The 14,316-nt window shown below is 64.6% G+C and carries 16 protein-coding genes; 10 read left to right on the top strand and 6 right to left on the bottom strand.

Annotated elements, in window-relative coordinates; translation table 11 throughout:
- Window positions 1-80: 80 nt before the first annotated feature.
- From Q0964_RS06465 to Q0964_RS06455, 3 genes are all read right to left on the bottom strand, one after another.
- Window positions 81-575: a type IV pilin domain-containing protein gene (locus tag Q0964_RS06465; RefSeq protein WP_299264929.1), complete on the bottom strand. Its 495-nt coding sequence runs from the start codon at window positions 573-575 to the stop codon at window positions 81-83.
- Between the two features lie 150 nt (window positions 576-725).
- Entirely contained in the window at window positions 726-1,229 is a 504-nt protein-coding gene (locus tag Q0964_RS06460; RefSeq protein ID WP_299264926.1) for a type IV pilin domain-containing protein, read from the bottom strand.
- Between the two features lie 143 nt (window positions 1,230-1,372).
- Window positions 1,373-1,849, bottom strand: coding sequence for a type IV pilin N-terminal domain-containing protein (locus tag Q0964_RS06455; protein WP_349254440.1), 477 nt, complete (start codon window positions 1,847-1,849; stop codon window positions 1,373-1,375).
- A gap of 503 nt (window positions 1,850-2,352) precedes the next feature.
- Between Q0964_RS06455 and Q0964_RS06450 the strand changes: the two genes are divergently transcribed.
- From Q0964_RS06450 to Q0964_RS06410, 9 genes are read left to right on the top strand one after another with little or no spacing between them, the layout of a single operon-like run.
- On the top strand, window positions 2,353-3,375 hold the full coding sequence (locus tag Q0964_RS06450; protein WP_299264921.1) for a monovalent cation/H+ antiporter subunit E: 1,023 nt from the start codon (window positions 2,353-2,355) through the stop codon (window positions 3,373-3,375).
- Window positions 3,372-3,647, top strand: a complete 276-nt coding sequence (locus Q0964_RS06445) for a monovalent cation/H+ antiporter complex subunit F (protein ID WP_299264919.1) — start codon at window positions 3,372-3,374, stop codon at window positions 3,645-3,647. The genes Q0964_RS06450 and Q0964_RS06445 overlap by 4 nt, the downstream gene beginning before the upstream one ends.
- Window positions 3,648-3,977, top strand: a complete 330-nt coding sequence (gene mnhG / locus Q0964_RS06440) for a monovalent cation/H(+) antiporter subunit G (protein WP_299264916.1) — start codon at window positions 3,648-3,650, stop codon at window positions 3,975-3,977.
- Window positions 3,974-4,510, top strand: a complete 537-nt coding sequence (locus Q0964_RS06435) for a DUF4040 domain-containing protein (protein WP_299264913.1) — start codon at window positions 3,974-3,976, stop codon at window positions 4,508-4,510. The genes mnhG and Q0964_RS06435 overlap by 4 nt, the downstream gene beginning before the upstream one ends.
- Window positions 4,507-5,034, top strand: coding sequence for an MnhB domain-containing protein (locus Q0964_RS06430; RefSeq protein ID WP_299264910.1), 528 nt, complete (start codon window positions 4,507-4,509; stop codon window positions 5,032-5,034). Before Q0964_RS06435 ends, Q0964_RS06430 begins: the two co-directional genes overlap by 4 nt.
- The gene (locus tag Q0964_RS06425; protein WP_349254439.1) at window positions 5,031-5,414 is read left to right on the top strand and encodes a cation:proton antiporter subunit C; all 384 of its coding nucleotides are present in this window, start codon (window positions 5,031-5,033) and stop codon (window positions 5,412-5,414) included. The genes Q0964_RS06430 and Q0964_RS06425 overlap by 4 nt, the downstream gene beginning before the upstream one ends.
- Window positions 5,407-6,912: a monovalent cation/H+ antiporter subunit D family protein gene (locus tag Q0964_RS06420; protein ID WP_299264908.1), complete on the top strand. Its 1,506-nt coding sequence runs from the start codon at window positions 5,407-5,409 to the stop codon at window positions 6,910-6,912. Before Q0964_RS06425 ends, Q0964_RS06420 begins: the two co-directional genes overlap by 8 nt.
- Window positions 6,909-8,660 (top strand): proton-conducting transporter transmembrane domain-containing protein, encoded by a 1,752-nt coding sequence (locus Q0964_RS06415; protein ID WP_299264905.1) that lies wholly within the window; start codon window positions 6,909-6,911, stop codon window positions 8,658-8,660. Before Q0964_RS06420 ends, Q0964_RS06415 begins: the two co-directional genes overlap by 4 nt.
- Window positions 8,660-10,390 (top strand): Na(+)/H(+) antiporter subunit D, encoded by a 1,731-nt coding sequence (locus tag Q0964_RS06410; protein ID WP_299264904.1) that lies wholly within the window; start codon window positions 8,660-8,662, stop codon window positions 10,388-10,390. Before Q0964_RS06415 ends, Q0964_RS06410 begins: the two co-directional genes overlap by 1 nt.
- Before the next feature lie 516 nt (window positions 10,391-10,906).
- On the opposite strand, the gene coaBC is transcribed toward Q0964_RS06410, so the two are convergent.
- Entirely contained in the window at window positions 10,907-12,061 is a 1,155-nt protein-coding gene (coaBC, locus tag Q0964_RS06405; RefSeq protein WP_299264902.1) for a bifunctional phosphopantothenoylcysteine decarboxylase/phosphopantothenate--cysteine ligase CoaBC, read from the bottom strand.
- A gap of 135 nt (window positions 12,062-12,196) precedes the next feature.
- Between coaBC and Q0964_RS06400 the strand changes: the two genes are divergently transcribed.
- Window positions 12,197-12,706: an SCP2 sterol-binding domain-containing protein gene (locus Q0964_RS06400; RefSeq protein ID WP_299264901.1), complete on the top strand. Its 510-nt coding sequence runs from the start codon at window positions 12,197-12,199 to the stop codon at window positions 12,704-12,706.
- 105 nt (window positions 12,707-12,811) lie between these two features.
- Here Q0964_RS06400 and Q0964_RS06395 read toward each other — a convergent pair whose 3' ends face one another.
- Window positions 12,812-13,267, bottom strand: a complete 456-nt coding sequence (locus tag Q0964_RS06395) for a YbhB/YbcL family Raf kinase inhibitor-like protein (RefSeq protein ID WP_299264899.1) — start codon at window positions 13,265-13,267, stop codon at window positions 12,812-12,814.
- Between the two features lie 111 nt (window positions 13,268-13,378).
- Entirely contained in the window at window positions 13,379-14,134 is a 756-nt protein-coding gene (locus Q0964_RS06390) for an NAD(P)/FAD-dependent oxidoreductase (RefSeq protein ID WP_299264897.1), read from the bottom strand.
- Window positions 14,135-14,316: the final 182 nt, after the last annotated feature.

Below are 14,316 nucleotides of genomic sequence, written 5' to 3'. Positions count from 1 at the left end.
GCCTGATAAACCTGCCGCGGGTGTGCCTCGCCGATAGCTGTCGCTGACCGGTGTGAAGAAAGTCAAAAGTGCGTGGTCGGTTATGCGTCGGGGCCGGTCTGCTCGGAGAGGGTGGCGGAGGTGTCGCCTTCCTCAGGTTCCCAGACGAGGGAAATATCATAATCGCTTGATGCAGTGATTGATTCCGTATTGCCTCCCACAACTGCTGAGGTGTCTCCGATCGAGCCGGATGCGTTCTGAGCGGTCCAGGTCTCCCCAGCAGATTCAACGCCTCCTGTTCCATATCCGGACGGCGCCCCACCGAGGAATCCGCTTCCGCGGAACTTTAGCTCAGAAACTTTGATCGAATCGCCTCCGTCGTGAGAGACGGTTGCAATTCCTTCTGTGTCGTCGTCTCCGACATCCTCGTAATCCCACGAGAACGATGCCTGCGGTGTCTGCTGCTGGCTGCCGCCGAGCCCCAGTACGAACGAGGCGATGACGGCGGCCAGAATGACTGTAATCGCGACCATCAGGATGACCCCGATGACCGGACTGACGGCGTCGTCGTCTTCTAGCAGTTGGCGTACCTGCATATCAAAGCCGTTACTTGCTATGCGCATTATACGTTCGGGTCGGCTCAACGGCCGAGTGAGGCGTTCCAGCTACAGAATGATGAAAATAATCTCTGCGAGTAAACGAGTCGTTAATCGACCGGTGAACCGAAAAAATGGAGTAATGGGTCGTTACGCGTCGGGGCCGGTCTGCTCGGCGAGGGTGGCGGAGGTGTCGCCCTCTTCAGGTTCCCAGACGAGCGAGAACTCGTAATCGTTCGTCGCCCCGATTCTCACCCTGTCACCGCCGACGACGGCGGAGGTGTCGCCCAGCGATCCGCTGGCTGCGACTCCGGGCCAGTTCTCTCCGGCGTCACCGCTGCTGATGTTCCTGTCGGTGCCTGCAGCCTCTCGGAACCCGCTCCCTCGAAACACCAACTCGGTGTGTTTGATCGTGTCGCCGCCGTCGTGGGTTATCTCCGCGAGACCTTCCGGTTCCGGAGCAGTAGCAGAATCGTTGTACTGTGTGAACTCCCAGGAGAACGACGCCTGCGGTGTCTCTTGCTGACTGCCACCGAGTCCCAGCACGAACGAGGCGATGACCGCAGCCAGAATAACTGTAATCGCGACCATCAGGATGACCCCGATAACGGGGCTGACTGCGTCGTCGTCTTCCAGCAGTTGGCGTACCTGCATGCGACATCTGTTGTTATGACCGTTACTTATCTATTTTGACTCGACATACGCAGTAATTAACCGATGAACTCGGGAAGAGAAATAATAAAGACTGCAAGACAGCGAAGTATACTCGCTGATCGAACGGGAAACTGACGCGTCGGTTACGCGTCTGGGCCCTCGAACGTCGCGATGGTGGCCGAACTGTCGCCCTGCTGTTGCTCGAAGATGAGTCGCATCTGTCCGTCGGTCCCGATACCGATTTCGAGGAAGTCTCCACCGGTCACCGCGCTCGTACTGCCGATTGACGCGCTCGCGGTGCCGTCGGTAGTCGCACCGTATCCACTCGGATTACTGATCATCTCGGTCCACGTCACGTCGTATCCGAAGGTGCTCTGTGCATTAGACCCGTTCTGCCCGCGGAGGAACAGTTCGTTGGCCTTGATCGAGTCACCGCCGTCGTGGGTCATCGTCAGTCGTCCGTCGACGTTGTCCTGGGTCTCCTCGAACTCGAAGTTGAAACTCGCCTGCGGAGCGGTGGAACTCACCTGCTCACCGAGTCCGAGGACGAACGTTGCGATCACTGCGGCCAGAATAACCGTAATCGCGACCATCAGGATGACCCCGATGACCGGGCTCACGGCATCGTCGTCTGAGAGTAACTGTTTCAGTTGCATAGGTGGGTGGGTGGGGGCACGCGCGCCGTTCGGGCCGTCCCAGCCGGGGGAATCCCACCGGACGGACGTCGGTCCCGTAAAGAACGAGCGTGCTTACAGTATGACAAGGCCGTGACTTCACATAAATGCTCGTACTGTTTTAACGGCTGTTTACACCCGCCTCACGGCATCATAACTGCTGATTTGTATTCCTCTCGTCCCTGGGTTTTGCCCCTGACACCGTCAATCGATGCGTGCCGCCCCGTCACTCCCGATGAATGGTACAAATTATGATATATCGGCCGGTCGGAAGCCGGTTTTGGGGTCGATTCGGACCCGATTCACCGGCGAACCGCCCATACAAAAACACAATGGCTTTGATTCGGACGCAATATAGTTATCACGACAACAGTGACTGCTGTTCACAACTCAGCGGCCGAGTCAGGCCGGTCGGCGGTCCGGTTGCCCACGACTGCGGGGTGGCTACCGTGACGGGTGAGCGACTGCTCGTCCCCGTCAGCGAGTCACCCACTCTCCGGAATACGGTGGCGTACGCCGTCCGAAACGCAGTCGAGGCCGAGGACCGCTACGACGCGGTTCACTTCGTCTGTCCTGCCTCGCGCCGAATCGCGGGCGAGGGGTCCGTCGAGAGCGCCCGCGAACTGCTCGAACGGGTCGCGGTCTGGGCCGCTGAGGATCTGGGCGCGGACGACCCGGAAGTCGGCGTCGAAACCGCCCTGATCGGCGTCGACACCTACCTGTTCAGCCCCAGCGACTACGTCGAGTTGCTGGCCGACTACGCCACCGACAACGACATCGACTCGGTTCTTCTCGACCCCGAATTCAATCCCGGCGAAAACACGCCGCTGTTACCGCCTCTGGAGTCCGAACTCGAACGGACCGGCTTCAGCGTCGAGATGGCTCCCGTCGAGCGCGGGACGCGTCGGGGCCGCCTCGTCAGGCGGGCCGGTCTCGGCCAGTTCGTCCTGCTCGCCGGTCTCTCCTACGGCTTCTATCTACTCATCGGCGGTTCGCTGGCTGCCTTCGACTTGGTGACCGGCGCGATGAGTGCTGGTATCGTCGCTACGGTCCTGTTACGTGTCTCGACGACCGGGCCGGTCCAGCCGAGGAAACTCGTCGCCCGTATCGTTCGTATGCTGGTGTACACGCCGTATCTCCTCTACGAAATCGTCGTGGCGAACGTCGCTATCGCCTACGTCGTGCTCCATCCGTCGCTGCCGATCGACCCCGAGGTCGTCGAGTTCGACGCCGTCGTCTGGTCGGAGCTGTCGGTGATGACGCTGGCCAACAGCATCACGCTCACGCCAGGAACGCTGACGATCGACGTAAACAGCCGGCACTTCGTCGTCCACACACTCACCGAGGGCTCGCGCGAGGACCTGCTGGAGGGCGGCCTCGAACGGGCGGTCCGATTCGTCTTCTACGGCCGGGCGGCCGCTCGTGGCCCTGGCCCGCGCGAGCGCGGCGACGACGGAGGTGAGGAGACGTGACGCTGCTCACCGACGCACTGCTCGCAGCTGCGGGCGCGTTCATTATCCTGTCGGTCGTTATCGTCTACCGGATCGTCCGCGGCCCGACGATGCAGGACCGTGTCATCGCTGTCAACGTCGTCGGGACGAACACGGTCGTCATCATCGCGCTGTTCGCCGCGGCACTCGACTCCCCGGGCGTTCTCGACATCGCTCTGGTGTACGCTCTGCTCAACTTCCTGATGAGCATCGCTATCTCGAAGTTCACCGTCGAGCGTGGAGGTGTCATGTAGATGGTGACGCTGTACGAAGGCGCCGTACTGGCGCTTCTGGCCGGTGGTGTCTTCTTTGGCGTCGTCGCCGCGGTCGGTCTGCTTCGCATGCCGGACCTGTACACGCGGGCCCACGCAGCCTCGAAGGCCGACACGCTCGGTGCGGGCCTGTCGCTGGCGGCCGCGGCCGCGGTGCTCGCGTCCAGTCTCCCGACGATCAAGGCCGTCCTGTTGCTCGTCTTCCTGTTTCTCACCAACCCGACCGCGGCTCACGCTATCTCCCGCGCGGCCGCGGACCAGGGAATCGAGCCCTGGACGGCCGAGGACGGGGGCGGGGGTGACGGCAAGTGATCGACCCGGTCCCCGTCGCACTGCTCGCGCTCGTACTGGCCTGTGCGCTTGCGACGGCCGTCCTGCGTGACGTGCTGGCCGCAATCATCGCGTTCGCGGCCTACAGCCTCGGAATCGCGATGATCTGGGTCCTCCTGGAGGCCCCAGACGTGGGCCTGACCGAAGCGGCGGTCGGTGCTGGCGTCACGACAATCCTCTTTTTGGTCACTATCACGAAGACCGTCCGACCGCCGAGCGAAGCAATCTTCGAATCCCTCGACCCCAAAGGACTACTCGTCGCCGTCCTCATCGCAGGCGTTCTCGCGTCGACGCTGGGAGCACTCCCGCCGGTCGGTTCGGCGGAGACGCCCGTCGCCCAGTCGGAGGTGACCGACTACTACCTCGACAACGCCTACGAACAAACCGAAGTAAAAAACGCCGTGACGGCGGTGCTCGCGGCGTACCGCGGCTTCGACACGATGGGTGAGGCCGTCGTCGTCTTCGCCGCCGGCGTCGGCCTGCTCGTCGTCCTCGGTCGGGAGGTGTTTGCATGAGTACACCGGAGAGCGAGCCCGTGACCAGCGAAGACGGCGACACGGGCGATTCCGACCGCACGCTGTACGTCGAGAGCCCGATCATCATGGGGACGGTCCGAGTGGTCGCGCCGTTCGTGTTCACGTTCGGTCTGTTCATCATGTTCCACGGGGCCGACTCGGCGGGCGGCGGCTTCCAGGGCGGAGTCATCGTCAGTACCGTCATCTTGATGCTAGCAGTCGCGTTCGGCGTCGAGTCGACCCGCGACTGGGTCACGCCCGAACGCCTCGTCGCTATCGTCGGGGTCGGTGTCTCCGTCGTCCTGTTGCTGGGGATCGGTACCGTCGCTCTCGGCGGCAGTTTCCTCGAGTACGACGTCGTCCCCATCGACCATTTCAACAAGTACGGGATCGAACTGTTCGAAATCGGCATCGGCGTCATCGTCTCCGGAATCGTCGCCGGCCTCTTTTTCGGACTAGCGGCCGGGGCGAGCGGTGACCAGCGAAACGACCGTGACGCCGACGAGCGGGAGGGGTTGCTGTGATCGACGCCGCCCTCGCTGCCGGGCCGGTCGAACTGCTCGCGACCCGGTCGTACTACGTGGGGACCTTCCTCCTGCTGGGGATCGGTGCCTACGTGATGATCGCCAGTCCGAATCTTGTAAAGAAAGTGATCGGTATGAACATCTTCCAGACCGGCATCTTCCTGTTTTTCATCGCCGCGGCGTACGTCGACGGGGCACAGAGCCCCGTCCTCGAACAGGCGGGCCCCTACGTCAGCCCACTGCCGCACGTCCTGATCCTCACCGCCATCGTCGTCGGGGTGAGCCTCACAGCCGTCGCACTCGGGCTGATCGTCCGCATCTACAACGAGTACGGCACGCTCGAAGCAGACGTGCTGCAGGAGGTGCGTACCGATGACTGACCTGCCGCCGTTCCTTGTCGTCCTGCCGTTAGTGGCGTCGGTGGTCGTCCTGTTCGCCGGCCTCGTGCGCTCGAAAACCGGGTGGCCAATCGCGGCACTGGCTGGCCTCGGCCAGCTCGGCCTCGCTGCGGTCGCCGTCTACCGTGTGTTCACGGCCGGCCCGACCAGTTACGTCGTCGGCGGGTACGAGTCGTTCTACGGGATCGAACTCGTAATCGACGGACTGTCCGCGTCGGCCGTCCTCCTCGTCGCGGCCGTCTCCCTCGGGGTCCTCGCGTACGCTCGCACGGCCGGTCCGCGCGGGAACCCATTCTACGCGACGTATCTGTTGCTCATCGGCGGGCTGACCGGCGTCGCGGTCACCGGTGACGTGTTCAATATGTACGTGTTCATCGAAATTTCGGGGCTCACGGCGTACGCGCTGGTCGCCAGCGGCGACACGGGCCGGTCGGCGGTCGCCGCGCTCAAGTACCTCATCGTCGGCACCGTCGGCGCGTCGCTGTACCTGCTGGGCGTGGGCTACGCTTACATCGGGACGGGGACGCTGAACATGGCGGACCTGTCGGCCCAACTCGCACAGGTCGGGTACGGGTCCACGCTGGTCCAGACCGCCTTTGTTTTCATCGCTATCGGGCTGTTCATCAAGACCGCGGTCTTCCCGCTGCACACCTGGCAGCCCGAGGCGTACGCCGGATCGCCGGACAGCGTCAGCGGGCTCATCTCCGCACTGGTTTCGACGACGTTCGCGTACGCCCTGATCCGAGTCTCACTGTCGGTGTTCACGCCCGACTTCTTCGCCACGGCCGACCTGGCACAGACGCTGCTGCTCGTCGGTGCTGTCGTCAGCATCGTCGCTGGCAGTCTACTCGCCGTCTCACAGACCGAGATCAAGCGCATGCTCGCCTACTCGTCGGTCTCGCAGTTCGGCCTCGTGCTGGCAGGGCTCGCAGTCCTGAACCAGACCGCCATCGTCGGCACGAGCGTCCACCTGCTGAGCCACGCGATAATGAAGGGAGGCCTGTTCCTCGCGGCGGGGCTAATCGCCACCGCAACCGGTGCACGCGAGGTCCACGAGTACGAGGGGCTGAGTGAGCGGATGCCCTACGCCGCCGGCGCGTTCGCCGTGTTGGCGCTCTCGATGGTCGGCGTCCCGCCGACGGTCGGGTTCGTCGGGAAGTGGTACATCGCCTTCGGGGCTGTCCAGGCCCAACTGTGGCCACTGGCGGCGATTATCCTCGCTTCGACGCTGCTGACGCTGGCGTACTTCGCCCGGCTCGTCGAGCGGATGTACTTCCGCGAGCCGGCCACGATGGCCGACCGTGCCGAGAGTGAGGCTACGGCGGCCCAGCCCGACGCGGTGGTCGCCGACGGCGGACGTCCCTCTGTGGGGATGTACGCTGCCGTCTTCGTGGCCGCCGTGCTGGCGGTCACGCTCGGCGCGGCGGTCGTTCCGTTCGCTGAACAACTCGCTCCCACGCTCGAACTCCTCCTGTCATGACCGAGGTCTTCTCACTCCGGCCGCTCGCGGCGGTACTGGTGTCGGCAATCGCTATCGTCCCGATTCTGCTGTCGGCCCGACGGCCCGACCTCCGGGAGTCCTGGACCGTGCTGGCCGCGCTCTCCATGTTCGGCATCATCGCCAGCATGGTCCCCGGTGTCCTCTCCGGGACCGTCTACGCCACTCGACTGGGCGCCTTCCTGCCCGGCGTCGAGTTCGCGCTCAGGGCCGACCCGCTCGGGCTCCTGTTCGGCCTGCTCGCCAGTTTGCTGTGGATCGTTACGAGCTTCTACTCGATGGGCTACATGCGCGGTCTGGACGAACACGCCCAGACGCGGTACTTCGCGGCCTTCGCGGCCAGCGTCTCCTCTGCGGTGGGCGTCGCGTTCGCCTCGAACCTGTTCGTCCTGTTCGTGTTCTACGAACTGCTGACCGTCGCGACATACCCACTGGTCAGCCACGACGAGACCGACGAAGCTCGTGCTGCGGGCCGGAAGTACCTCGCGTACACCTTCGGCGGCGGTGTCGCGGTGTTCGCAGGTGCGGTCCTCGTCTACTGGCTGACCGGCACGGTCGCGTTCACCCCTGGAGGCATCGCGAGCCTCGCCAACGCCGACCCGATGATGGCCCGGGTGGCCTTCGCCCTGCTGGCAGGTGGCTTCGGCGTCAAGGCTGCGCTGATGCCGCTGCACTCCTGGCTCCCGGACGCGATGGTCGCGCCGACGCCCGTCTCCGGGCTGCTCCACGCCGTCGCGGTCGTCAAGTCCGGCGTGTTCGGCATCGCACGCCTCGTGCTGGACATCTACGGTCCGGGACTCGTCGGCGACCTCGGGATGGGGACCGCCCTCGCCGCCGTCGCCGCGTTCACACTGGTCGTCGCGAGTGTCATCGCACTCCGGCAGGACAACCTCAAACGCCGGCTCGCCTTTTCGACGGTGAGCCAGCTCTCCTACATCGTTCTCGGGTTAGCCGTCGGGGCCGCCGCCGTCGGCTCACCGGGCAGGGCCTCGGCGTTCGCTCTCGTCGGCGGGCTCTTGCACATCCCCGCACACGCGTTCATGAAGCTCACGCTCTTTTTCTGTGCGGGTGCGCTCCACGTCGAAACCCACACTGACGACATCTCCAACATGGCCGGCATCGGGCGGCGTATGCCGCTCACGATGGGGGCCTTCGCCGTCGCCGCGGCGGGGATGGCTGGTATCCCCATCGTCGCCGGCTTCGTCAGCAAGTATTTCCTGCTGATCGGCGCGGTCTCCGCTGGCGGGACCATCTACGCGGTCGCACTGCTGGTCTCGGGCGTTCTCAACATCGCGTACTTCTGGCCAATCGTCTACACCGCCTTCTTCGAGATGCCGACAGAGACCGACCACAAGCCGCTGGTCGAAGGGCCGTCTGGCGGCCGGTTCGCCGGGACTGACCCCGGGACCGTGACCGACGGCGGTCGGGGCGAACGCCACCCGGACGGCGGCGACTCCGACACGGACCACGGCTTCGCCGGTGACCACGAGGGACAGGGTGTACAGGACACGGTCGAAGCGGCTCACCAGCTCGACGAGGAACACGGGCCGGACGACCGGCTCGACTGGGAACACCGCCGCTGGACCGGCGCGGAGTCCACGTGGCTGATGCTCGGACCGATCTGCTTCGCGGCGGCTGGCTCGGTCGTTCTCGGAATCGTCCCCGACTTCGCCGTGTTCCTCGAAATCGTCCGTCTCGTGGTCGAGAACGTGACGGGGGTGGTGATCTGATGGTCGATCCGATCGTCCCACCGTTCGTGCCCGTCCTGGTGGCGACGCTGCTGCTCCCCCTGACCGACAGGTATCTCGGCCGGAGTGCGGCCCACGCGCTGGGAATCCTCGCGACCGTTGTCGTCGTCCCCTACGTCTGGCTGGTGCCCGAGGGTGTCTACTTCATGAACGTCGACCTGTTCGGGTTCGAGACCGTCATCTTCCGCATGGACGTGTTCTCGCGGCTGATGGGGCTGATCTTCGGGTTCATTGGCGCGGTCGCGGTGGCGTACTCCTTGGCTAGCGACGCCGAGGCCGTCCAGACCGCCTTCGCGCTGTCGTACGTCGGGACCAGCCTTGGCGCGGTCTTCGCCGGTGACTGGCTCACCCTGATCTTCTTCTGGGAGCTGATGGCCGTCACCTCGACCCTGCTGGTCTGGCACTACGGTGGCAAAGCCGTCCGCGCCGCCTACCGCTACGCACTGCTACACGGCCTCGGCGGGACGCTCCTGCTGGCCGCCGTCGTCTGGCAGTACGCGACCGTGGGCACGTTCCTGTTCGGGTCGCTCCCGGGTGTCGCACACGACCCGGGCGTGGCCGGTGCCGTCGCGCCCGTCCTCGCAGCCCTGGGCATCGGCGTCAACGTCGGCTTCGTCGGCCTCCACGCCTGGCTGCCCGACACCTACCCGCGGCCCCACATCGCCGCCAGCGTCTTCCTCTGTGTGTTCACGACCAAAACTGGCGTCTACGGCATGTACCGGGCATTCCCCGATGGTGAACTCGCTATCGCGTACATGGGCGGCGCGATGGCCGTCTTCGGGGCCTGCATGGCCCTGCTACAAAACGATATGCGCCGGCTGCTCTCCTATCACATCCAGTCGCAGGTCGGGTACATGGTCGCCGGGGTCGGCATCGCCAGCAGCCTTGCGACCGCCGGCGCCTTCGGCCACGTGTTCAACCACATCCTCTACAAGAGCCTGCTGTTCATGACCGTCGGCGTCGTCATCTACCGCACGGGCGAGGAGAGCTTGAAGAAGATCGGCGGCCTCGGCCGGAAGATGCCTCTCACCGCCGTTACCTTCTTTGTCGCCGCCCTGTCCATCGCCGGCTTCCCGCTGTTCAACGGCTTCGTCTCGAAGGGAATGGTTATTGTCGCGGCCCACAAGAACCACTACGACGTGTTGTGGTACCTGCTTCTCGCGGGTGGGGTTGGGACCTTCCTCTCGTTCATCAAACTCGGCTACTACGCCTTTCTCCACGGCGAGTACGACGGGTACGTCGAGGATGCGAGCATCGGGCAGGCCGTCCCGATGGTCGCGGTCGCGGCGCTGTGTGTCCTGTTCGGCGTCTACCCGCCTGGGCTGTACGCCATCCTGCCGGGTGGGTTCGACTACACTGCTTTCACCCCCGGCCACGTCGTGGAAGGAGTCGCGCTGGCGGCCGCCGGTGTGATCGGCTTCGTGATTCTGAAGACGCCGCTCTCCAGAGTCGCGAAGATTCCCGACATCGACCGGCTCTACAACCCCGGCACGCTGTACGGGACGCGCGGGCTCGTCGTCGGCACGACCGAACTGTACGCCTGGGTCGACCGTGCGGTCGTCGGACTGACTCGCTCGGCGACCCGACTCGTCCGTGACCCCCGGTCGCTAATCGACGACGCGACCGTCGAGCGACTCACCCGACAGGATACCATCGGCTTCGGTATCCTGCTCGTCGTCATCGCGCTTATTGCGGCCGTCGTGGCGTTGTGAGTCCCCTCACGACCGTACCGGTTCCGTCTCGGGCGGTTTACGCTACGGAACGCCCCGAACCGCCCCGTGCGACGAGCCCGCCAGACTGTTGTGGTCGCGGCTCTCTTGTAATGGCCGGCCGTGACGGACCGAGCGGACAAACCACGACCACTGCGCCCGACGCAGCTCCCGCGTCACCGACGATGGCCGACGCGACCGTCACCCCTTCCGGACGTGCCCTCTCACTCGACTGAACCTGGGTGACGGCTAACAACAGACACCACGACGAGTACGTGTGGACGGCTGCGACCCCGGTCGAGAGGCCGGACTGGACACCCGCGAACGCGACCGGAACCGAAACCGGGACCGGGATGCCCCGATGCCACTCGCGATGGTGAGCCACCGTCTCAGAGACAGGTCCCGTCGGCGCTGACCACCACGTAAGCCGCCGCGTGCCGTTCGAGCTCACGGTCACGTCGCTTCGGTCCCGTGTCGGTGACTACAAGAGACCGGTCACACGTTCCGGGACTCCAGGAGCTACAGCTCCGTCGCGAGTTCCTCGGCGACGCGCGCGCCGAGACCGGCCTTGCTCCCCGTGTACTCGTCGACGTGGTCGGGTCGGATTACCAGTGCCTCGGTGCTGGCCTCGCCCATCACGTCCGCACGGTTGCCGACGACGAACGACAACCCGGCCCGGTTCATCGTCTCGCGGGCACGCTCGGTCAGTGTCTCCGCGCCACCCTCCGTCTCGAGTTTGAATCCGACGATCTCCAGTTCGGGGTGGGCCTCCCGGACGGTGTCGATGAGCTTCGGTGTGGGTGTCAGTTCGAGCGTCAGCCGGTCGGCCCCCGATTTGATCTTTTCAGCGGCGGCATCGACAGTGTAGTCCGAGATGGCTGCCGCCGACACGAGCGCGTCGGCACTGTCGGCGTGAGACTGTACGGCGTCGAGCATCTCCGCTGCGCTCTCGACCTGTGCTACGTCCGCGTAGTGAACGTCGTCGCCGTGGTGAACGAGCGTCACGTCGGCACCGCTGACGTGGCAGGCTCGTGCGACGGCCCGACCGGTCTTGCCCGATGCGCGGTTCGAGAGCGTTCGCACGGGGTCGACGGACTCGGTGGTCGCGCCGCTCGTGACGATTACGTGTTCACCGGCCAGCGGATCGGGCGTCGTCGCGCGGGCGACTCCGGTGACGATGGCCTCCTCGCTGGCGATTTTGGCCTTTTGCTCTTCGATTCGCGGGTCAACGAACTCGACGCCCCAGGATTGGACCTGTGTGATTGTTTCGACGACGCCAGGGTGGTCGTACATCGGTTCGTGCATGGCGGGCGCGACGACCACGGGCACGTCGGCGCCCAGTGCCGTGGTGGCACAGGTCGTCACCGGCGTGTCGTCAACCGCCGCTGCCAGTTTCCCCACAGTGTTGGCCGTCGCCGGCGCGAGCAGCAGCACGTCGGCCCAGCCCTCACGGCCACACAGTTCGACGTGTTCGACCTGCCCGGTGATTTCGGTGACGACGGGTTCGTCGGTCGCGAAGTCGACGGCCCACGGGTGGACGATCCCCCTGGCACTGTCTGTCATCACGGCTCTGACCGACGCCCCCTGCCGACGTAGTTCGTGGGCCAACTCCACGGTCTTGACCGCCGCGATGGAGCCGCTGACCCCGAGCGCGACGTTCACTCCGGAAAGCATTAGCTACTCGTTGGCCCCGACGTGGTAAATCCGTAGCGGATGTGATGATGGGCCCCCGATTTGGGGGTGCTTAAAAAGAAGCCACACATTTCCCCGTGAAGTTTTACTAGGGTTGGGGTCTCACGTGGTGATGCTATGGCAGATGGACTCATGTTCCCGAGCTCGGAATGGTTCGACGACTACCAACAGAAGGTAAACAGCAACGAAGAGTACGCCGAGAAATCGGCCGGTTGGGGTGTCGATTTCAACGGCGACTTTATTTTCAAGATGACTGATATGCCTCTCGACGAGATCGACGTCGAGGCCATGCCCGAACACCTCCAGGAGGAACTCGACCAGTACGTCACAGAGACGTCCGAGGGTCACACGGGCCTCTCCATCGTCGGCCTCGAAGACGGCGAGTGTACGGAGGCCTCCCTCATCGAATCCGAGGATGAGGTCGACAACGGTTTCAAACTCACGGGTACCTACGAGAACTGGGTCGAACTGACGCGGGGCAACATCGGTGCCGTTGACGGCATGATGTCCGGCAAGTTCGAACTGGACGGTGACATGCAGAAGATTCTCCAGTACTCCGACGCGGCGACGCTGCTGACCGAGTGTGCGGGACAGGTCGATTCCGTGTTCGCACACGAGGAGTACTGAGGAGGTCACTCGAACGTCGACAGCACCCCTCTCTACCGAAGCCGACCCAAAGCCGGTCGGACCGTGCGTAACACCCGTGGGGGTGGGGCGCGAAAATCGTCTTTCTTATGGCGCGTACGTCCCTTCGAGCCGCGTGTTCGCCAGCAACTGCCCCATCATCTCGTCTTCCAGTTCGTTCTTGTCGGCCGCCGACGACAGGGGAAGTGTCGTATCCAGTGCGTACAGCCGGAACCGATAGGTGTGTTCTCGGTCCGGCGGGTTCGGCCCGCCGTAGCCGTGTTCCCCGTAGTCGTTCTGGCCCTCCATGGCATCCTCGGCCGCCCAGTTCTCGGGGATTTCGCTGGTTCCCGGAGCGATGTTCCACACGAGCCAGTGGTCCCAGATTTTCCCTGCGGGTTCCATCGCGTCCGGGTCGTCGACGATCAGTACCAGCGACTCCGCCCCGTCCGGCACGCTCTCGATTCGCAGTGGCGGGTTCACGTCGTCCTCGGTGTAGCCGTAGCGGTCCGGAATCCGCTCCCCGTCGTCGAAGGCCGGACTCTCCAGTCGTAGGTCGCTCATACTGCCTCTACCGGAGATACGACGCCACGGCAAAAGAAACTACGGCGTGAGTACCCCCGCGTGTGGCGTCCACGTTCGCGGTCGCTTGGTCACTGCCCCCACCTCCGACGCTCAGTTGGTTCGTGTCTCCGACTCGTCGTCCGCTGCGACGCTCGGATGTTGGGTCGGTTCGTCAGGATGGCGCTGTGTGAACGCCTCGGTCATCGCGTCCATCGACTCGCGTTCGCGTGTCTCGCGCTCGGCCTCGTCGATTTCCTCACAGCCCGGCGGCACCTCACGTCCCCGGTCTGAAAAGTAGCCATCCGGCGTGACCCAGTCGTGGTAGAACGGCCGGTCGTCTGCCTCCAGCAGCGCGACGGCCACTTCGGCCCCGTGGCCGGCACAGACCGCTGTCTGATGGGGCTTCTCGGCGAGCCGACCCGCGGCGTAGAGTCCGTTGATGCCGGTGCGACCGCGCTCGTCCGTGTCGACGTACATTTTCCCGCGGTCGACGAGCCCCACACCGTCGATTCCCCGAAGATAGTCGACCGTGTTCTTGGTCGCCGCGACGACGTAATCGGCCCAGAACCGCTCACCGGCGGCGGTCTCGACGGCGAACCCCTCGTCGTCCACGCTGACCCGAGTGACCTCCCCCTCCCGGAACGCACAGCCGGCCTCCTCGGCCTGCCGTTCGAGCATATCGAGGAACCGCCGCGCGTTCACTCCGGCGGGGAACCCGGGGACGTTCTCCAAGTGGGCGTTGCGGGCGAGCAGCGATTCGCCGGTACTCACGACGGTCGTCTCCAGCCCGTGCCGGGCGGTGAACACGCCTGCGCTGAGGCCGGCCACGCCGCCGCCGACGATGCATACGTCCGTGGTTTCGGTCATGACAACGACGGTTCGTGGCCCTACAAATAGAAGCGTTCGATTTTCTCGCGGGAGCCGACCCCTTGGCGGCGGTCTCGATGACATCGCTGCCCTGCTCCGCCCCGTGGCGGGGATGGCTCCCTCGGCCGGTGGGAGCGTCCGAGCCACTGACACGTTTCGACGCGAAACGCGTCGCATAGCTC

The sequence above is a fragment of the Halorientalis sp. genome (assembly GCF_028275115.1).
Lineage (GTDB): Archaea > Halobacteriota > Halobacteria > Halobacteriales > Haloarculaceae > Halorientalis.
Note: the sequence above shows the minus strand (reverse complement) of the source record. Positions and strands in the feature narration are given on the sequence as shown.